The organism is Streptomyces sp. NBC_00820, assembly GCF_036347055.1.
GTDB lineage: Bacteria > Actinomycetota > Actinomycetes > Streptomycetales > Streptomycetaceae > Streptomyces.
Genome location: NZ_CP108882.1, coordinates 2,100,790 through 2,119,312 on the forward strand (window position 1 = coordinate 2,100,790; position 18,523 = coordinate 2,119,312).

Annotated in this window: 13 protein-coding genes; 4 read left to right on the forward strand and 9 right to left on the reverse strand. The window is 71.2% G+C overall.

All coding sequences use genetic code 11. The annotated features are described in order from the left end of the window. Positions 1-6: 6 nt before the first annotated feature. From OIB37_RS09625 to uvrC, 7 genes are all read right to left on the reverse strand, one after another. Positions 7-1,218 (reverse strand): phosphoglycerate kinase, encoded by a 1,212-nt coding sequence (locus OIB37_RS09625; RefSeq protein ID WP_330457122.1) that lies wholly within the window; start codon positions 1,216-1,218, stop codon positions 7-9. Between the two features lie 135 nt (positions 1,219-1,353). Further along, positions 1,354-2,364, reverse strand: a complete 1,011-nt coding sequence (gene gap, locus OIB37_RS09630; protein ID WP_330457123.1) for a type I glyceraldehyde-3-phosphate dehydrogenase — start codon at positions 2,362-2,364, stop codon at positions 1,354-1,356. Between the two features lie 298 nt (positions 2,365-2,662). Further along, complete coding sequence (locus tag OIB37_RS09635; RefSeq protein WP_330457124.1) at positions 2,663-5,626, reverse strand: M14 family metallopeptidase; 2,964 nt, start codon at positions 5,624-5,626, stop codon at positions 2,663-2,665. Positions 5,627-5,828: 202 nt separating this feature from the next. Next, entirely contained in the window at positions 5,829-6,818 is a 990-nt protein-coding gene (gene whiA, locus OIB37_RS09640; RefSeq protein ID WP_330457125.1) for a DNA-binding protein WhiA, read from the reverse strand. Continuing rightward, positions 6,809-7,903 (reverse strand): gluconeogenesis factor YvcK family protein, encoded by a 1,095-nt coding sequence (locus tag OIB37_RS09645; protein WP_330457126.1) that lies wholly within the window; start codon positions 7,901-7,903, stop codon positions 6,809-6,811. The genes whiA and OIB37_RS09645 overlap by 10 nt, the downstream gene beginning before the upstream one ends. Next, positions 7,900-8,889: an RNase adapter RapZ gene (gene rapZ / locus OIB37_RS09650; RefSeq protein ID WP_330457127.1), complete on the reverse strand. Its 990-nt coding sequence runs from the start codon at positions 8,887-8,889 to the stop codon at positions 7,900-7,902. Before rapZ ends, OIB37_RS09645 begins: the two co-directional genes overlap by 4 nt. Further along, the gene (gene uvrC, locus OIB37_RS09655) at positions 8,886-11,063 is read right to left on the reverse strand and encodes an excinuclease ABC subunit UvrC (RefSeq protein WP_330457128.1); all 2,178 of its coding nucleotides are present in this window, start codon (positions 11,061-11,063) and stop codon (positions 8,886-8,888) included. The genes rapZ and uvrC overlap by 4 nt, the downstream gene beginning before the upstream one ends. 332 nt (positions 11,064-11,395) lie before the next feature. Between uvrC and OIB37_RS09660 the strand changes: the two genes are divergently transcribed. Continuing rightward, a complete protein-coding gene (locus OIB37_RS09660; protein WP_330457129.1) occupies positions 11,396-12,343 on the forward strand; it encodes a hypothetical protein in 948 nt (315 codons plus the stop codon). 130 nt (positions 12,344-12,473) lie between these two features. On the opposite strand, the gene OIB37_RS09665 is transcribed toward OIB37_RS09660, so the two are convergent. Next, positions 12,474-12,902 (reverse strand): Rieske (2Fe-2S) protein, encoded by a 429-nt coding sequence (locus OIB37_RS09665; RefSeq protein ID WP_330457130.1) that lies wholly within the window; start codon positions 12,900-12,902, stop codon positions 12,474-12,476. Between the two features lie 278 nt (positions 12,903-13,180). Here OIB37_RS09665 and OIB37_RS09670 point away from each other — a divergent pair, with 278 nt between their 5' ends. Then, positions 13,181-13,354, forward strand: coding sequence for a hypothetical protein (locus OIB37_RS09670; RefSeq protein ID WP_330457131.1), 174 nt, complete (start codon positions 13,181-13,183; stop codon positions 13,352-13,354). Beyond that, positions 13,351-14,280 (forward strand): carbohydrate kinase family protein, encoded by a 930-nt coding sequence (locus OIB37_RS09675; protein ID WP_330457132.1) that lies wholly within the window; start codon positions 13,351-13,353, stop codon positions 14,278-14,280. The genes OIB37_RS09670 and OIB37_RS09675 overlap by 4 nt, the downstream gene beginning before the upstream one ends. Positions 14,281-14,540: 260 nt before the next feature. Here the strand turns inward: OIB37_RS09675 and uvrA are convergent, their stop codons facing one another. After that, positions 14,541-17,600 carry an excinuclease ABC subunit UvrA gene (uvrA, locus tag OIB37_RS09680; RefSeq protein ID WP_330457133.1) on the reverse strand — a complete coding sequence of 1,020 codons (3,060 nt, stop codon included), beginning with the start codon at positions 17,598-17,600 and terminating at the stop codon, positions 14,541-14,543. 226 nt (positions 17,601-17,826) lie between these two features. Between uvrA and OIB37_RS09685 the strand changes: the two genes are divergently transcribed. After that, entirely contained in the window at positions 17,827-18,516 is a 690-nt protein-coding gene (locus OIB37_RS09685) for a maleylpyruvate isomerase family mycothiol-dependent enzyme (RefSeq protein ID WP_330457134.1), read from the forward strand. The last annotated feature ends 7 nt before the right edge of the window (positions 18,517-18,523 follow it).

The following is an 18,523-nucleotide window of genomic DNA, read 5'->3' on the forward strand; positions in this document are numbered from 1 at the left end:
CAACGGTCAGTCCTCCAGTGCGGCGAGACCGGGGAGCGTCTTGCCCTCGAGGTATTCGAGGGAGGCGCCGCCACCGGTCGAGATGTGGCCGAATGCCTTCTCGTCGAAACCGAGCGTACGCACGGCCGCGGCGGAGTCACCGCCGCCCACGACGGTGAAGCCATCCGAGTCGACGAGGGCCTGGGCGACCGCCTTGGTGCCCTCGGCGTAGTCGGGGTGCTCGAAGACGCCCATGGGACCGTTCCAGAAGACGGTCTTGGCGTCGGCGAGCTTCGAGGCGTACAGCTCCCGGGTCTTCGGGCCGATGTCCAGGCCCTCCTCGTCGGCGGGGATCTTGTCCGCGTCGACCAGAGTGGGGTGGGAGGGCGCCTTGGTCTTCAGGTCCGGGAAGTCCGGGGAGACCAGGACGTCGACGGGAAGCACCAGCTCCACGCCGTTCTTCTCGGCGCGCTCCATGTACTCCTTGACGGCCGGGATCTGGTCCTCCTGGAGGAGGGAGATGCCGACCTCGTGGCCCTTGGCCTTGAGGAAGGTGTAGGCCATGCCGCCGCCGATCAGCAGGCGGTCGGCCTTGTCGAGAAGCTTGTCGATCACGGCGAGCTTGTCGGAGACCTTGGCGCCGCCGAGCACGACGACGTAGGGGCGCTCGACGTCCTCGGTGAGCTTCTTCAGGACGCCGACCTCGTTCGCGATCAGGTAGCCGGCGTAGTGCGGCAGCCTGGCAGGGAGGTCGTAGACCGAGGCGTGCTTGCGATGCACCGCACCGAAGCCGTCACCGACGTAGACATCGGCCAGAGCGGCCAGCCGGTCGGCGAACTCACCGCGCTCGGTCTCGTCCTTGGAGGTCTCGCCGGGGTTGAAGCGCAGGTTCTCGATGACCGCGACCTGGCCGGGCTCCAGGCCGTCGACGGCCGCGTGGGCGGCGGGTCCGACGGTGTCCTGGGCGAAGGCGACCGGGGCGCCGAGGAGTTCACCGAGCCGCTCGGCGGCGGGCAGCAGCGAGAAGGCCGGGTCCGGGGCGCCCTTGGGGCGGCCCAGGTGCGAGGCGACGACCACCTTGGCGCCCGCGTCCGCGAGGGCCTTGATGGTGGGCAGCACGGCGCGGATGCGGCCGTCGTCGGTGATGGTCCCGTCGGCCAGGGGCACGTTGAGGTCGGCGCGGACGAATACCCGCTTGCCGTTGACACCGTCGGCGAGAAGTTCGTCGATCGTCTTCATTTGAGTGGACTCCTGAGGAGGGCTCTTGATGCCTCTGATCGTAAAAGGCCGTGGTCCGTGCGTGAGACAGGGCCCGGGCAGCGCGGCCGTGCGCTGCCCGGGCCCTGCTATCACTTCAAGGTCCTGCTGGGGTGATCAGAGCTGGTTGCCGACGAAGACCGTGAGGTCCACGAGGCGGTTGGAGTAGCCCCACTCGTTGTCGTACCAGCCCAGGATCTTCACCGTGTTGCCGTCCTGGACCATGGTCAGGGACGAGTCGAAGGTGCAGGAAGCCGGGTCGCCGACGATGTCCGAGGAGACGATCTCGTCCTCGGTGTAGGCGAGGAAGCCCTTGAGGGCGCCGTCCTCGGAGGCCTTCTTGAACGCGGCGTTGACCTCGTCCTTGGTGACCTCGCGCTGGAGCTCCACGACCAGGTCGGTGGCCGAGCCGGTCGGGACCGGGACGCGCATGGCGATGCCGTCCAGCTTGCCCTTGAGCTGCGGCAGGACCAGGGCGGTGGCCTTGGCGGCACCGGTGGTCGTCGGGATGATGTTCTCGGCGGCGGCACGGGCGCGACGCAGGTCCTTGTGCGGGAAGTCAAGGATGCGCTGGTCGTTGGTGTACGCGTGCACCGTGGTCATCAGACCGCTGACGATGCCGAAGTTCTCGTCCAGGACCTTCGCCATCGGCGCCACACAGTTGGTGGTGCAGGAGGCGTTGGAGATGACGTGGTCCGTCGCCGGGTCGTACTTGTCCTGGTTGACGCCCATGACGATGGTGATGTCCTCGTCCTTGGCCGGAGCCGAGATGAGGACCTTCTTGGCGCCGCCGGCCAGGTGCTTGGCGGCGTCCTCACGCTTGGTGAAGATGCCGGTCGACTCGATGACGATGTCGACGCCCAGCTCGCCCCACGGGATGTCCGCGGGGTTGCGCTCGGAGAGCACCTTGATGGTGTGACCGTCGACCGTGATCGTGTCGGCGGTGTGCGTGACCTCGGCCTTGAGACGACCCAGGATCGTGTCGTACTTGAGCAGGTGCGCCGTGGTCGCGGTGTCACCCAGGTCGTTGACGGCCACAACCTCGATGTCGGCACCCTGCTCCAGCAGTGCGCGGAAGTAGTTACGCCCGATACGGCCGAAGCCGTTGATGCCTACGCGGATCGTCACGAACCGATCTCCTCGTTGGTACGCCGGCCATGCGGTGCCGGCGAGCTGTATTTGGGATGTCCCCGACCACCCCCGACCCTACCCCTCTGGGGGCCCCGAGGTGACATCGAGATGCCGCATACACGGGCAGGCGGTCCGTACCCACCAGTAGGGGTACGGACCGCCCCGGATCGTGGTTCGTTTCAACCCCATTTGATAGGGAGTGACGGTGCTTTCTGACGGTCTTTTCACTCGTTCGTGAGCGGGTCGGCTCACCTGAGGAGGCCCCTCTCGACGCACTGTTGAGAGGGGCCTCCGCTCACTTGTCGAGTGAGGCCAGTGCCTTGCGCAGCAGAGCCGTCCGGTCGGCCGCCGACGGCACCTGTTCCAGCCCGAATCCGAGCAGCACGGTGTCGTCGGTCGTGACGGCTCCGTAGGTCTGGAAGAGGGTGCCGGTGCGCGTCCAGTCCTTCAGCACCGCCGGGCTGCCCTCGGGGGGGCCGGCCGCCTTCCAGGCGCCCAGGGACGTCTCGAAGCCCTCCGTCTCCCTGGCGGCCGCGCCGATGACGAGCGAGGCGTCGTCGACGAGGACGCCGTGCCCGCCGCTGCCCGGGTCCGTGACGTAGCTGATCGACACCTCGATGGTCTTGCCCGCGTACGCGCTCAGGTCGAAGCCCACCTGCTGCCAGCCCGCCGAGCTGCCGGTGAGGCTGTTCCACGCGCCGGTGGTCCCGGTCGCGGTGCAGGTGTTGCCGCCGAGCGTCAGATAGTGCTTGAGCCACGGGTGCTCGGCGATCAGGAACCCGGCCCCGCACTCGGACGGCACGGACGTGCGCGTGGCCCCGCCCGTCTCCGGCAGGGTCGTCCAGTCGTCGGCGCCCACGGTGTGGACCTCGACGACCGCGTGGTCGTAGCCGGGCTCGGTGTCCCACAGCAGCCGGGTGCTCAGGGCCGGCTTCTCGGCGGCGGTGACACCGCTGAGGTCGACGGTGCGGGTCAGGCGCTTGTAGGCGTCGTCGGTGTGGACGGCGGCGGCCATGGCGGAGCCGCTGTACGGCCCGTAGGGGTTGACGGTTCCGGCGAAGCGGCCCGCGCCGGCGCTCTTGAACTGCGGGTAGGTGGCGGGGGCCAGCTCGTCGGAGGTGACGCCGTAGGTGCCGGCCTTGTCGAGCGGGTTGCCGGGTGCGTCACCGAGAGCGCCGGAGAAGCCGTCGAGGCCGCCCGCGCCGGTGAAGCCGGTGGCGCCCTTGGTGGACGTACGGCTGTAGGCGCCCAGGTAGTACTGGCTGAAGTCGTCGGACAGGGTGCCCTCGCCGAGGTCGACGTTGCCGCCGGCCTGCTCACCGGCCTCGATCAGCCGGCCGCCCTCGTTGAGGTAGGCACGCAGCTGGAGCTGGGTGGCGTTGCCCGGACCGCCGGTGCCCGAGTAGTGCACGACGGTCCTGAAGTGCCCCAGCACGCCGAGCGCGTCCGGGGCGCCCTGGGTGGCCACGTCCCACACGATCGCCTTGTGCCCGGCCGCCTTGAGCGCGGCCACGTACGTCTGCGCCTGAGTGGCGGCCGCACCCTCCTCGGCGACGACGAGGGTGTCCGCCTTCGGCCGCTCGGCGACGGTGTAGGTGAAGCGGGAGCTGGAGACCTTCTTGCCGCTCGCGGTCTCGCCGGTGAACCAGACCTCGACCTTGTCGCCCGGCACGCCGTCCTGAACCTTGGCCCGGTACTCGTCGAAGTACAGATGGTCCGCGCCGCCGTACGTCTCGCCGCCCTTCCAGGCCTTGAGCGCCTGGTCGAGCGTACGGCCGCCGTTCACGCGGTACTTCAGCTCCTTGTCCCGGACCGCCTTGCGGGCGACGACCGAGACCTCCTGGTCGGCGCCGCGGGAGTACGACGTGGAGAACGCGGCCGGGGTGAAGTCGGCGGCGCTCAGTCCGACGGCGGAGGCCGGCCGGTCCGGGTGGGCGGCGGTCTCGGCGACCGACAGCGCGAACGGGACGTTCTTCTGGAACTCCTGCTGGATCAGCTTCTCGTCGTCGGGGAAGTTGAAGACCGACTGGCAGTCGGCCGCCTTCCAGGCGTCGTCCGGGTCGATGTCCGAGGCGGTCTGGCAGGTCGACATCTCGGGGGTGAACATCGCCATGCCGTCGACGTTCCCGGCATGGCCGTCCGCCTCGCCGTTGGTGGTGTACAGCTCCGAGGAGACCTGGGAGTGGTAGCCGGGGATCGCCGGGTTGTCGGGGGTGCCGGCGAGCGCCTTGTAGAGCACGTCGTCCGGGGTGGGGGTGGCGACCTGCCAGCCGACCCCGTAGAGGAGGAGTTCGGCGGCGGAGTGGTAGTTGATGCCGTAGGTGAACCCGACGCGCTTCTCGAAGGCGTCCAGGGCCTTGGTCTCGGGCTCGGACTCCGGACTCGCGCCGCGGTAGGTCTCACTGGTGGGGTTGGGGGACGAACCCTCGTCGTCGTAGCCCCACTTGTAGGGGAAGTTGCGGTTGAGGTCGACGCCGTCGCCCGTGCTGATGACGCCGTCGCCGTTGACGTCCCGCAGGTTCTTGCGCCACAGGCGGGTGTCGGAGTCCCGGAAGGTGTAGTCGTAGCCGTCGGGGTTGGCCGAGAGGACGAACCACAGTTCGGTGGAGTCGACGATCTTCTTGACGCGCCGGTCCGTCTTGTAGTGGTCCAGGTAGTAGTGCATCAGACGCCGCGTCATCTCCGGCGTGATCCACTCGCGCGCGTGCTGGTTGGACACGTACAGCACGGAGGGCTTCGAGCCGTCCCGCGACGTCTTCGCGTTCCTGGTCAGCTTGAGCGCGAGGATGTCCTGGCCGCCGACGGTCTTCCCGATGGACTCGACCTTGGCGAGGCCGGGGTTGGCCTGCGCGGTCCGCAGGATCTCCTCCTTCAGTCCGCCGCCGCCGCTGTAGGGGCGGAACACGCCCTGCGCGGCGTCCTCGACGCGCGTCTCGGCCTTGGCGGAGAGGGAGTGCTCGGTGAGGCCGACCCCCTGCTTCCGCAGCTTCCCGGCCTGCTCGCCGGTGAGGTAGACCTCGACGGCCGTCTTCCCCTTCCCGGCCACCTGGTCACCGAGTTCGTGGGCGTCCTGGCCCGCCTTGAGCAGCAGGGGCACCTGCTCGCGGGTCACTTCCGCGCGGTAGACCTTGACCTCGGAGCCGTCGCCGGAGGTGGCGCCGGTGGAACCGCCGTTCTGTGCCTGGGCGACGGGCGTGAGGCTCGCCGCGCCGACGAGCAGCGCGGCGACGCCGAGGACCGATCTCGCTCTGTGTCTCATGAACCCCCCTAGCGGTGGTCCGCCACAGCGGCGAACAGGTTGCCAGGCTCATGTCACTCCATGATCGAGTCAAGGGGGCCTCAGGGACACGCGAACGCCGGTGTCTGCCACCCGAACGGGCGTAGGCACCGGCGCTACGGCGACGCCGCCGACGGCATGTCCCGGCTCGGCCGGGGCACCACCGTCGACGGCGTGTCCCGGCTCAGCCGGCCAAGTTCTCCGCCAGATCCTCGGACAGGTTCGCCTCCGTGCTGGGGATGCCCAGGTCGGAGGCGCGCTTGTCGGCCATCGCCAGCAGTCGGCGGATCCGGCCGGCGACCGCGTCCTTGGTCAGCGGCGGGTCGGCGAGCGCGCCCAGCTCCTCCAGGGAGGCCTGCTTGTGCTCCATGCGCAGCCGCCCGGCGGCCGCGAGGTGCTCGGGAACCTCGTCCGCGAGGATCTCCAGGGCCCGCTGGACACGGGCACCCGCGGCCACCGCGGCCCGGGCCGAGCGGCGCAGGTTGGCGTCGTCGAAGTTGGCGAGCCGGTTGGCGGTGGCCCGCACCTCACGGCGCATCCGCCGCTCCTCCCAGGCCAGCACGGACTCGTGCGCCCCGAGCCGGGTGAGCAGGGCGCCGATCGCGTCGCCGTCGCGTACGACGACCCGGTCGACCCCGCGGACCTCACGGGCCTTGGCGGCGATGGCGAGTCTGCGGGCGGCGCCGACCAGCGCGAGCGCGGCCTCCGGGCCCGGGCAGGTCACCTCCAGGGAGGAGGAGCGGCCCGGCTCGGTGAGCGAGCCGTGTGCCAGGAACGCCCCGCGCCAGGCCGCCTCCGCGTCGCACGTGGCCCCGGAGACCACCTGCGGGGGCAGACCGCGGATCGGGCGCCCCCGGCCGTCGACGAGGCCGGTCTGGCGGGCCAGCTGGTCCCCGCCGGCGACCACGCGCACGACGTAGCGCGAGCCGCGGCGCAGGCCGCCGGGTGCCATCACGATCAGCTCGGAACTGTGGCCGAAGATCTCCAGGATGTCCCGCTTGAGCCGGCGTGCCGCCATCGCGGTGTCCAGCTCGGCCTCGATCACGATGCGCCCGCTCACCAGATGCAGGCCGCCGGCGAAACGCAGAATGGCGGAGACCTCCGCCTTCCTGCAGCAGGTCCGGGTGACGGGGAGCCGGGAGATCTCGTCCTTCACCGCTGCCGTCATCGCCATGGGCCGATCCTTCCATGCATCCGAAAAATACGGTCGTACGCGGCGGCCAACAGCTCCGGATCGTGCCGGGGGCTTCCGTCGGTCCGTGCCACGGGCGCCAGCTCGACCGCGGCTCCCAGCCGTTTGGCGGCTTCGGTGAGTGAGTCACGGTCGGGCACGGCGGCCTCGTCGGCCAGCACCACGTCCAGGGCGAGTTTAGGGGCGTGTCGCCCCAAAACCTCCAAATGACGCTGCGGGGAGAAGCCCTCGGTTTCTCCCGGCTGCGGCGCGAGGTTCAGGGACAGGACCTTACGGGCCTTCGTCTGGGTGAGGGCGTCCAGCAGCTCCGGGACGAGCAGGTGCGGGATGACCGAGGAGAACCAGGAGCCGGGGCCGAGCACCACCCAGTCCGCGTCCAGGACGGCGGCGACGGCCTCGGGGACGGCCGGCGGATCGTTCGGCACGAGGTGCACGGACTGCACCTCGCCCGGGGTGAGGGCCACGGTGGCCTGGCCGCGGACGGTGTCCACGTCCTCCGGCCGCTCCGGGTCGTGGCCCTTGACCAGGGCCTGCAGCTCCAGGGGTACGGCGGACATGGGCAGCACCCGCCCGTGCGCGCCGAGCAGCTTGCCGACCAGGTCCAGGGCCTGCACATGGTCGCCGAGCTGTTCCCACAGCGCGACGATCAGCACGTTGCCGACCGCGTGGTCGTGCAGGTCGCCCTGCGACTGGAAGCGGTGCTGGATGACCCGGGACCAGGTCTGGCCCCAGTCGTCGTCGCCGCACAGCGCGGCCAGCGCCTTGCGCAGGTCGCCGGGCGGCAGCACGCCCAGTTCGTCGCGCAGGCGCCCGCTGGAGCCCCCGTCGTCGGCCACCGTGACCACGGCGGTGAGGTCACCGGTGATCCGGCGCAGCGCGGCGAGGGAGGCCGACAGGCCCATGCCGCCGCCGAGGGCGACCACCTTCGGCTGGGTGCCGCGGCGGCGGGGGCGGCCGCCGCGGGCCTCGGCGGGGCGGGCCGCGCGGGCCTCGGCCGCGGCACGGCTCGAGCGTCCCTCCGGCACCATCCGGCGCAGCCTGCCGAGCCGCCGTGTACGTTCCGTCATTCCCGTCCCATGTCCCGGTGTACGACCACCGTCTCCACACCCTCGGCCGCGAGGCGCGCGGCGAGTTTCTCCGACATCGCGACCGAGCGGTGCTTACCGCCGGTACAGCCGATGGCGATGGTCACATACCGCTTGCCCTCGCGCCGGTAGCCGGCGGCGATCAGCCGCAGCAGCTCGGCGTACCGGTCCAGGAACTCCTTGGCGCCGGGCTGGTTGAAGACGTAGGCGGCGACCTCCTCGTTGAGCCCGGTGTACGGGCGCAGCTCCGGGACCCAGTGCGGGTTGGGCAGGAACCGCATGTCCGCGACCAGGTCGGCGTCGACGGGCAGGCCGTACTTGAAGCCGAAGGACATCACGGTGGCCCGCAGCTCGGGCTCCTCCTCGCCGGCGAACTGGGCGTCCATCTTGGCCCGCAGTTCGTGCACGTTGAGGCTGGAGGTGTCGATCACCAGGTCGGCGTCGCCGCGCAGCTCGCGCAGCAGCTCGCGCTCGGCGGCGATGCCGTCGACGATGCGGCCGTCGCCCTGGAGGGGGTGCGGGCGGCGCACCGACTCGAAGCGGCGCACCAGGGCCTCGTCGGAGGACTCCAGGAAGACGATGCGCCGGGTGACGTGCTTGGTCTCCAGGTCGGCGAGGGACTCGCGCAGGTTGTCGAAGAAGCGCCGGCCGCGCACGTCGACGACGACCGCGATCCGCGCCACGTTGCCCTGGGAGCGGGCGCCCAGCTCCACCATGGTGGGGATCAGCGCCGGCGGGAGGTTGTCGACGACGAACCAGCCGAGGTCCTCCAGGCACTTCGCCGCGGTCGAGCGGCCCGCTCCGGACATGCCGGAGATGATCACCAGCTCGGGGATGGCCGTTTCCGGGGCCCCGGCCGGTGTGACGTCCGTACTCACCTGTGCTCCGTTTTCCTGGGCCGCCTGCCGCGGCTCCCCCGCGGGAGCCTGTTCTCGGCCCGCTGTGGGCTGTGCGTCGTGCTCGGTCATGTCTGCTGCCCCCGTCGTTCGTCCGGGACGCCCGCGGTGACGGGCTCCTCCGGGGAACCCCCCGTCGTGCCGGGTTCCTCGTCCTCGATGATCTCTCCGGTCGCCGTGTTCACGGCAGGTGCGGCCGGGACCGCCCGGGCGAGGGCCGCGGCGATGGTCTCGGCCGTCTTGCGGCCTATGCCGGGCACCTCCTGGATCTGCTCGATTGTGGCGGACCGCAGCTTCTTCACCGAGCCGAAATGCTTGATGAGCGCCTGTTTGCGGGTGTCGCCGAGGCCGGGCACGTCGTCCAGGGGACCGGAGCGCAGGCGCTTGGCGCGCTTGGCGCGCTGGTAGGTGATGGCGAAGCGGTGGGCCTCGTCACGGACGCGCTGGAGGAGGTAGAGGCCCTCGCTGGTGCGGGGCAGGACCACCGGGTCGTCCTCGCCGGGCACCCAGACCTCCTCCAGGCGCTTGGCGAGGCCGCACACGGCGATGTCGTCGATGCCCAGCTCGTCCAGGGCGCGCCGGGCCGCCGCCACCTGTGGCTGTCCGCCGTCGACCACGACGAGCTGGGGCGGATAGGCGAACTTCCTGGGGCGGCCGTCGTCGTCCTTGAGGGAGTGGGCGAGTACGTCGCCGTCGAGGAGCGCGGGGCTGTCGGCGGGCGTGTCCGGGCCGCCGGCGGGCGTGGTGCCGTCGAGGGGCTGGCCGCCGCCAAGGGGCCGGCTGCCGTCGAGGGGCGCGGCGCCTTCGGCCGGGGCGGCCTCGTCGTCGGCCCACTCCCCCGTCCTCTCCTTCTCGGCGAGGTAGCGACGGAAGCGGCGGGTGATCACCTCGTGCATGGAGCGGACGTCGTCCTGGCCGGCGAAGCCCTTGATCTGGAAGCGGCGGTACTCGCCCTTGCGCTGGAGGCCGTCCTCGAAGACGACCATGGAGGCCACCACGTCGTCACCCTGCAGGTGCGAGATGTCGTAGCACTCGATCCGGAGCGGAGCGGCGTCGAGGTCGAGGGCCTCGGCGATCTCCTCCAGGGCGCGCGAGCGTGTGGTCAGGTCGGAGGCGCGCTTGGTCTTGTGCAGGGCGAGGGCCTGCAGGGCGTTGCGCTGCACGGTCTCCATCAGCGCCTTCTTGTCGCCGCGCTGCGGGATGCGCAGCGAGACGTTCGCCCCGCGGCGGCCGGTCAGCCACTCCTGGACCGGTTCGACCGGCTCGGGCAGCGCCGGGACCAGGACCTCCTTGGGGACGGCGTCCCCGGTCTCCTCGCCGTAGAGCTGCTGGAGAGCGTGCTCGACGAGGCCGCCGGTGGTGACCTCCTCGACCTTGTCGGTGACCCAGCCGCGCTGGCCGCGCACCCGCCCGCCGCGGACGTGGAAGATCTGGACGGCCGCCTCCAGCTCGTCCTCGGCGACGGCGATGAGGTCGGCGTCGGTCGCGTCGGCGAGCACGACCGCGCTCTTCTCCATGGCCTTCTTCAGGGCCCCGATGTCGTCGCGCAGGCGGCCCGCCCGCTCGTACTCCATCTCGTCGGCCGCCTCCGTCATCCGGTTCTCCAGACGGCGGAGGTAGGTGCCGGTGCGGCCGGCCATGAAGTCGCAGAAGTCGTCGGCCAGCTCCCGGTGCTCCTCGGGGGTGACCCGGCCCACACAGGGGGCGGAGCACTTGCCGATGTAGCCCAGCAGGCAGGGACGGCCGGTGCGGGCGGCGTTCTTGAAGACACCGGCCGAGCAGGTGCGCACCGGGAAGACGCGCAACAGCAGGTCCACGGTGTCCCGGATGGCCCACGCGTGGCCGTACGGGCCGAAGTACCGGACGCCCTTCTTCTTGTGACCGCGCATCACCTGCACGCGCGGGAACTCCTCGTTCATCGTGACCGCGAGGTAGGGGTAGCTCTTGTCGTCGCGGTACTTGACGTTGAACCGGGGGTCGTACTCCTTGATCCAGGAGTACTCCAGCTGGAGCGCCTCGACCTCCGTGGACACCACGGTCCACTCCACGGACGCGGCGGTGGTCACCATCGTCCGGGTGCGCGGGTGCAGGTTCGCCAGGTCCTGGAAGTAGTTCGCCAGGCGCTGGCGCAGGCTTTTCGCCTTTCCGACGTAGATCACCCGGCGGTGCTCGTCGCGGAATCGGTACACCCCGGGAGAGTCCGGGATCTCACCCGGCCTGGGGCGGTAGCTGGAGGGGTCGGCCATGTCTCACACCCTACTGGCGAGCACCGACACCGCGTCGGGCCTGTGGACAACGCCGGACGACGCCGGCACCCGGATGGTTCAGGGCCCGCGGGCACCGGCCGGGCGGCGGGAGCACGGCTCGGCCGGTGTGAGCCGGAGCCCATGTCCAGGGTGTTGTCGGGGTCTGGTCAACACGCTTCAATGCGGGGGAACTCGGGGCCCCGCACACCGGCGTGCGCCTGCCCGCGCGCCCGTACGCATGCGCGCACGGCACCCCGCGGGGCAGGGCCCCGGGATCCCCGCGCCAACGGTCTGACCAGCCGTTGTGACACCTCACAGAAAGGCTCCTGTGCATGCGGCATGCCACAGAGCACACGGACGTCGTCCTCACGGAACTGGAGGACGTCCTGCGGGGCGGCCCCTTCCACGTGGCGCTGCGCGCCGCGATCACCGCCCGCGGACTGCCGCTCCAGCGCGTGCAGCACCACCTGTCGCGCTACGGGGTGAAGGTCGGCGTGACCAGCCTGAGTTACTGGCAGCAGGGGGCCCGCCGCCCGCAGCGGCCCGAGTCCCTGCGCGCCGTACGGGCCCTGGAGGAGATCCTGCGGCTGCCGGAGGAGTCCCTGATCCGGCTGCTCGCCGAGTCCGACGGGCACGCCTCCGCCGGGCGCCACGCGCCCCGCTCCTACCGCTCGCTGATCGAGGCCTCCGGCGCCCTGGACCGGCTCCGGGCCGAGCTGGGCTGGTCCCTGGACGGCGGACTGCACTCCCTGGGCCATCACGAACGCGTCCGCATCGGCGCCCGCCGCGAGCTGGTGGGCCGGGAGTCCCAGCACATCGTCCAGGCCCACCGCGACGGCGTGGACCGCTTCGTCGCCGTCCACCACGGCGACCCCGGCTGCAGACCGCGCGACATGACCGTCCAGGCGCTGGAGAACTGCCGTACCGGACGCGTCCGCCTGGACCAGGACACGGGGGTACTGGTCGCCGAGCTCCTCTTCGGCACCCGGCTGCGCTCCGGCGACACCTTCCTGTTCCGGTACGGCATCGCCGACGGCACCGCCGGGATCTCGCGCGAGTACGTCCACCGCTTCGGCGCACCCGGCGGCCAGTACGCCCTTCAGGTGCGCTTCGACCCGGCCGCGCTGCCGGTGCGCTCCCACCGCTTCACCCAGCCGGTGCCCGCGGCGCCGCGCGGCGGCCGGCAGGAGCTGCCCGTCAGCCGGGCGCACCACAGTGTGCACGTGGTCGAGCCCCGGACCAGACCGGGCCTGCTCGGCATCGCCTGGGAGTGGGAATGAGCGCCTGAGGGCGCCTCGGGGAGGAGTCGCGCCCCACCTCGGGGATGAGCCGCGAGCGCATCGCCCGAGCACATCGCCTCGCGTCGGCGTCGGCTTAGGCGTTCGGCGTCGGCGCCGAACGCGGGGGCGGTCAGGCGTCCGGACCGGCGACGATCCTGCCCTTGGACGCCTTCACCGGCAGCTCGGTCAACGGCTCGGTGGCCGGCGCCTGGACCACCTTGCCGGTCACGGCGTCGAACTCGCTGCCGTGACAGGGGCAGATCAGGGTCGTCCCCTGGAGCTTGTTGATGGCACACCCCGCGTGCGTGCAGATGGTGCTGTACGCCTTGAGGGCCCCGTTCCCGTCCCTGCTGACCACCACGTTGTGGTCCCGGTAGAGCTTGGCGCCGCCCTTCGCGACCTCGCTCTCGGCACCGAGATCGACGGGCGCGGTGGGGGTCGCCGCGGCGGAGGAACCGTTCCCGGGCGCCGAGCAGGCCGCGAGGCCCAGCCCGGCGGCCGGGACCACGGCGGCCCCTCGAAGGACGGTACGGCGGCTCGCGGACGGTCGGGCGGGCATCTGTGTCTCCACTGGTCAGAGGGCGTGCAGGCCGACGATACCCGGGCAGAACGGCCGGCCCGGGGTCGGGGGCGGTGCGCGGACCAGAGGGTGGCGCGGGGGCGGATCAGGGGCGGCTCGGAGGAGGGACAGCCGCGTAAACGCTTGCGCAAGCGTTTACGCGCGGACTTCGGATGGGATACCTTCCCGCCCGGAGGAGCCGCCCGGCCGGTCCGGACGCCTGAGCGTCCGACGGCAAGCGGCACCGCCCGGATCAGCAGCCCAGGGAGGGGAAAACGATGCCGACGACGACGGACCGGCCGCCCAGGACAGTGCGGCCGCCCCGCACCCTCGGCCACCGCCGCACCCTCGGCTGCCCGGAGGAACCGGCCGGAGCCGATGTCACCCCGCCCGCCGGCGGCAGGGGAAGCACCCCACCGTCCGCGCCGCCCGAGAAGGGAACCGCCTCGTGATCGTCGTCGCCGGTGAGGCACTGATCGACCTCGTACCGCAGGGCCCGGGCGCTCTGGCGGACCTGAAGCCGGCACTCGGCGGCGGCCCGTACAACACCGCCGTCGCCCTCGGCCGCCTCGGCTCCCCCACCGCCTTCCGCTCCCGTACGTCGTACGACGCGTTCGGCGAGGCACTGCTGGACGGGCTGCGCCGGGCGGGAGTGGACGTGTCCGGCGTGCAGCGCGGCCCGGAGCCGACCACGCTCGCGGTCGCCACCCTCGACGCCGCCGGCTCGGCCGCCTACTCCTTCTACGTCGACGGCACGGCCGACCGCCTCTTCACCGCCCCGGCGGCCCTGCCCGCCGGCACGCGCGCGGTGTCCTTCGGCACCTGCTCGCTCGTCCTGGAGCCGGGGGCGAGCGCCTACGAGGAGCTGATGCGGGCCGCGGCCGGCCAGGGCCTGTTCACCGCGCTCGACCCCAACATCCGGGCGGGACTGATCCCGGACGCGGACGCCTACCGGGCGCGTTTCAGGAGCTGGCTGCCCTCGGTGACCCTGCTGAAGCTGTCCGCGGAGGACGCCGAGTGGCTGGGCGGCACTCCGCGGGAATGGCTGGCCGCGGGGCCGCCGGCCGTGGTGCTCACGCGGGGCGGGGACGGTCTCACCGTCTTCACCCGGGACGGCTCGGAGCATTCCGTAGCGGGCGAGAAGGTCGACGTCGTGGACACCATCGGCGCCGGCGACACCGTCAACGCGGCTCTGCTGCACGGCCTGTCCGCACAGAACGCGCTGACCCCGGACACCCTCGCCGGCCTGGGCGCCGACGGCTGGCGAAGACTGCTGCGGTTCGCCGCGCGCGCGGCGGCGATCACCTGCTCCCGAGCGGGTGCGGAACCTCCTTTCGCGGCCGAGCTGGGCGAGTTGGGCGCACTGACCGATCTGTGAGCCCCGGCGGGGACCTGCCCGGGGTGGGTACGCGGCGCCGCCGAACGCCGTCCGGGTGGGCGGATCCCGGTGACGGATGACGAGGGACGGTGCGCCGCCACCGGACGCTCCGCGGGTCTGGGTCTGGGTCTGGGTCCGGGGCCGGGGCCGAGGCCGCGGAACCGGGGTGGCTGATGAGAGAACGAGCGGCGCCCCACGGGAAGTTCCCGTGGGGCGCCGCATTTGTGATGCTATGTCAGACCGAGGTCCGGATCGCCGCCTCAGGCCTTGGGGGCCCGCGTCGTCTTCTTCCCGGGGGCCGCCTTCTTGGTGGACGCGGCAGCCTTCTTCGTGACCGCGGCGGCCTTCTTGGTCGCCGTGCTGTTGACCTTGGCCGTCACCGTCTTCTTCGCCGCCTTCTTCGCGGCCGGCCTGGCCGCGGCCGTCTTCCGGGCGGCCGTGCCGCGCTCGGCCTTCACCGGCACCGCGTCACTGACACGGTCGGCGCCGAGGACCTCGCGCAGGAACTTGCCGGTGTGGCTGGCCGGTACGCCCGCGACCTCCTCGGGCGTACCCTCGGCGACCACGAGACCGCCGCCGGCGCCGCCCTCGGGTCCCATGTCGACGAGCCAGTCGGCGGTCTTGATCACGTCGAGGTTGTGCTCGATGACGATGACCGTGTTGCCCTTGTCGACCAGGCCGGAGAGCACCTTCAGCAGCTTGCTGATGTCCTCGAAGTGCAGACCCGTGGTCGGCTCGTCGAGCACGTAGACGGTGCGGCCGGTGGAGCGCTTCTGCAGCTCGCTGGCGAGCTTGACGCGCTGCGCCTCACCGCCGGACAGCGTGGTCGCGGACTGGCCGAGCCGGACGTAGCCGAGGCCGACGTCCTTCAGGGTCCGCAGGTGCCGGGAGATGGCCGGGACTGCCTCGAAGAAGTCGGTCGCCTCCTCGATCGGCATGTTCAGCACCTCGGCGATGGACTTGCCCTTGTAGTGGACCTCCAGGGTCTCCCGGTTGTACCGGGCGCCGTGGCAGACCTCGCACGGGACGTAGACGTCCGGGAGGAAGTTCATCTCGATCTTGATGGTGCCGTCGCCCGCGCAGTTCTCGCAGCGGCCGCCCTTGACGTTGAAGGAGAAGCGTCCCGGCAGGTAGCCGCGGACCTTCGCCTCGGTGGTCTCGGCGAACAGCTTGCGGACGTGGTCGAAGACGCCGGTGTAGGTCGCCGGGTTGGACCGCGGGGTGCGGCCGATGGGCGACTGGTCGACGTGCACGACCTTGTCGACGAGATCGTCGCCGTCCACGCGCGTGTGCCGGCCGGGGACGTTGCGCGCACCGTTCAGCTCGCGGGCCAGGTGCGTGTAGAGGATGTCGTTGACCAGCGTCGACTTACCGGATCCGGAGACGCCCGTGACGGCGGTGAACAGGCCCAGCGGGAAGGACACGTCGATGTCCTGGAGGTTGTTCTCGCGGGCGCCGTGCACGGTCAGCTGCCGGGACGGGTCGCGGGGGCGCCGTACGTCCGGGAGCGGGATCGACTTGCGGCCGGAGAGGTACTGGCCGGTCTGCGACTCGGCGTTGGCGAGCAGCTCCTTCAGGTGGCCGCTGTGCACGACCTTGCCGCCGTGCTCGCCGGCGCCGGGGCCGATGTCCACGATCCAGTCGGCGACCTTGATGGTGTCCTCGTCGTGCTCGACGACGATGAGCGTGTTGCCCATGTCGCGGAGCCGGACCAGGGTCTCGATCAGCCGGTGATTGTCGCGCTGGTGCAGACCGATGGACGGCTCGTCCAGGACGTACAGCACGCCGACGAGACCGGAGCCGATCTGGGTGGCCAGGCGGATGCGCTGGGCCTCGCCGCCGGAGAGGGTGCCCGCCGCGCGGTTGAGGGAGAGGTAGTCCAGGCCGACGTCGACCAGGAACCGCAGCCGCTCGTTGACCTCCTTCAGCACCCGCTCGGCGATCTTCTTGTCGCGGGCGTTCAGCTTCAGCTCGCCCAGGAACTCCGCGCAGTCGCTGATCGACATCGCGGCGATCTCGGCGATCGACTTCCCCATGATCGTGACGGCGAGGACGATCGGCTTCAGACGCGTGCCCTCACAGGTGGGGCAGGGCACCTCGCGCATGTAGCCCTCGAAGCGCTCGCGGCTGGCGTCACTCTCGGACTCGCTGTGCCGGCGCTTGACGAAGGGCACCGCGCCCTCGAAGGCCGTGGTGTACACGCGCTCGCGGCCGTACCTGTTGCGGTAGCGGACCTCGATCTGGGTCTTGTGGCCATGGAGGAGGGCCTTCTTGGCCCGCTGCGGCAGACCCGCGAAGGGGATGTCGGTACGGAAGCCGAGGGCGTCGGCGAGGGCGCCGATCAGGCGGGAGAAGTAGTCCTTGGTGTGCCCGTGCGACCAGGGGTGGATGGCGCCCTCGTCGAGGGACTTCTCCTCGTCCGGGACGATCAGCTCCGGGTCGACCTCCATGCGCGTGCCGATGCCGGTGCACTCGGGGCAGGCGCCGAAGGGCGAGTTGAAGGAGAAGGAGCGCGGCTCCAGCTCCTCGAAGGACAGGTCGTCGTACGTGCAGTACAGGTGCTCCGAGAACATGCGCTCGCGCTCGGGGTCGTCCTCGGGAAGGTCCACGAAGTCGAGCACGACCATGCCGCCGGACAGGCCGAGGGCCGTCTCCACGGAGTCGGTGAGGCGGCGCTTGGCGGAGTCCTTGACCGTGAGGCGGTCGACGACCACCTCGATGGTGTGCTTCTCCTGCTTCTTCAGCGTCGGCGGTTCGGACAGCTGGATGATCTGCCCGTCCACGCGCGCGCGGGAGTAGCCCTTGGTCTGGAGGTCGGAGAGGAGGTCGACGAACTCGCCCTTGCGCTCACGCACCAGCGGCGACAGCACCTGGAAGCGGCTCCCCTCCGGCAGCTCCAGGACCTTGTCGACGATGGCCTGCGGCGACTGGCGCGCGATGGGCCGGCCGCACTGCGGGCAGTGCGGCTTGCCGATGCGCGCGAAGAGCAGGCGCAGGTAGTCGTAGACCTCGGTGATGGTGCCGACCGTCGAGCGCGGGTTGCGGGAGGTCGACTTCTGGTCGATGGAGACCGCCGGCGAGAGGCCCTCGATGAAGTCGACGTCCGGCTTGTCCATCTGACCGAGGAACTGCCGGGCGTACGAGGAGAGCGACTCCACGTAGCGGCGCTGGCCCTCCGCGAAGATCGTGTCGAAGGCCAGGGAGGACTTGCCCGACCCGGACAGGCCCGTGAAGACGATGAGCGAGTCACGAGGCAGGTCGAGCGAGACGTTCTTCAGGTTGTGCTCGCGCGCGCCACGGACGATGAGACGGTCGGCCACGCCGGTCCGCACCTTTCTTCAGAGAAGTGCCAGGGGCCGGAACCCCCGTGCTTCTTCGAGACTAGGGGGAGCCACTGACAACGCCGGTCGGATTCCCGGTTGCATAACAATCCCCGGCCTTCCAGCATGCCCGACGTCACCGCCGACGATATAGCACGTGCTTTCGATTTGCGGGGGTGGTTCATCACCTTCACCCGAAGGTGTGGCCAGGTCTAGGGTCGGCCCCATGATTGATCACGCTCATGACCTGGCATGTGTACGCGACGCGACGGAACGGCTCCTCACCGCTGCCGCCGGACTGGACAACGCGGCGGCCGCCGAGCCGTCACGGCTTCCCGGCTGGACACGGGGACATGTTCTGGCTCACGTCGCCCGCAACGCCGACGCGCTCGTGAACGTCCTCCAGGGCCGTCCCATGTACCCGAGCGCCGAGGCGCGTGACTCCGACATCGAGCGGGACGCCCCGCGCGCCCTGGACGCCCAGATCGCCGACGTGCGCGAGAGCGCGGCACGGTTCCGGGCGACGGGGGCCGAGCCGGCGGACTGGACGCGCACGGTGGAGCTGCGCAACGGCGTCACCGACTCCGCGGCCCGGGTGCCGTTCCGGCGGTGGGCCGAGGTCGAGCTGCACCACGTGGACCTCGGGACCGGCTACGAGCTGGAGGACCTTCCCGCGGAGTTCGTCGAGCGCGAGATCGACTTCCTGGCGGAACGCTTCGGCGGCCACGAGGACGTGCCCTCGACGGGCCTGGCCACCGACGAGGGGAAGATCTGGACCACCGGCGGCGGCGCCACCGGCGGCCCGGTCGTGGTCGAGGGTCCGGCCGCCGAGCTGCTCGGCTGGCTCTCCGGACGCCGCGACGGCTCCGCGCTGACGGTGAAGGGCGGCACCCTGCCGACGCTTCCCCCGCTGTAGCGCGACG

Excerpts from the sequence above, each read along its gene's own strand:
- OIB37_RS09660 (WP_330457129.1), top strand. The coding sequence starts at position 11,396 with ATGCGGCATGCCACAGAGCACACGGACGTCGTCCTCACGGAACTGGAG.
- rapZ (WP_330457127.1), bottom strand. The coding sequence starts at position 8,889 with ATGACCGAGCACGACGCACAGCCCACAGCGGGCCGAGAACAGGCTCCC.
- OIB37_RS09635 (WP_330457124.1), bottom strand. The coding sequence starts at position 5,626 with ATGAGACACAGAGCGAGATCGGTCCTCGGCGTCGCCGCGCTGCTCGTC.
- OIB37_RS09625 (WP_330457122.1), bottom strand. The coding sequence starts at position 1,218 with ATGAAGACGATCGACGAACTTCTCGCCGACGGTGTCAACGGCAAGCGG.
- uvrC (WP_330457128.1), bottom strand. The coding sequence starts at position 11,063 with ATGGCCGACCCCTCCAGCTACCGCCCCAGGCCGGGTGAGATCCCGGAC.
- whiA (WP_330457125.1), bottom strand. The coding sequence starts at position 6,818 with ATGGCGATGACGGCAGCGGTGAAGGACGAGATCTCCCGGCTCCCCGTC.
- OIB37_RS09670 (WP_330457131.1), top strand. The coding sequence starts at position 13,181 with ATGCCGACGACGACGGACCGGCCGCCCAGGACAGTGCGGCCGCCCCGC.
- OIB37_RS09685 (WP_330457134.1), top strand. The coding sequence starts at position 17,827 with ATGATTGATCACGCTCATGACCTGGCATGTGTACGCGACGCGACGGAA.
- OIB37_RS09665 (WP_330457130.1), bottom strand. The coding sequence starts at position 12,902 with ATGCCCGCCCGACCGTCCGCGAGCCGCCGTACCGTCCTTCGAGGGGCC.
- OIB37_RS09645 (WP_330457126.1), bottom strand. The coding sequence starts at position 7,903 with ATGACGGAACGTACACGGCGGCTCGGCAGGCTGCGCCGGATGGTGCCG.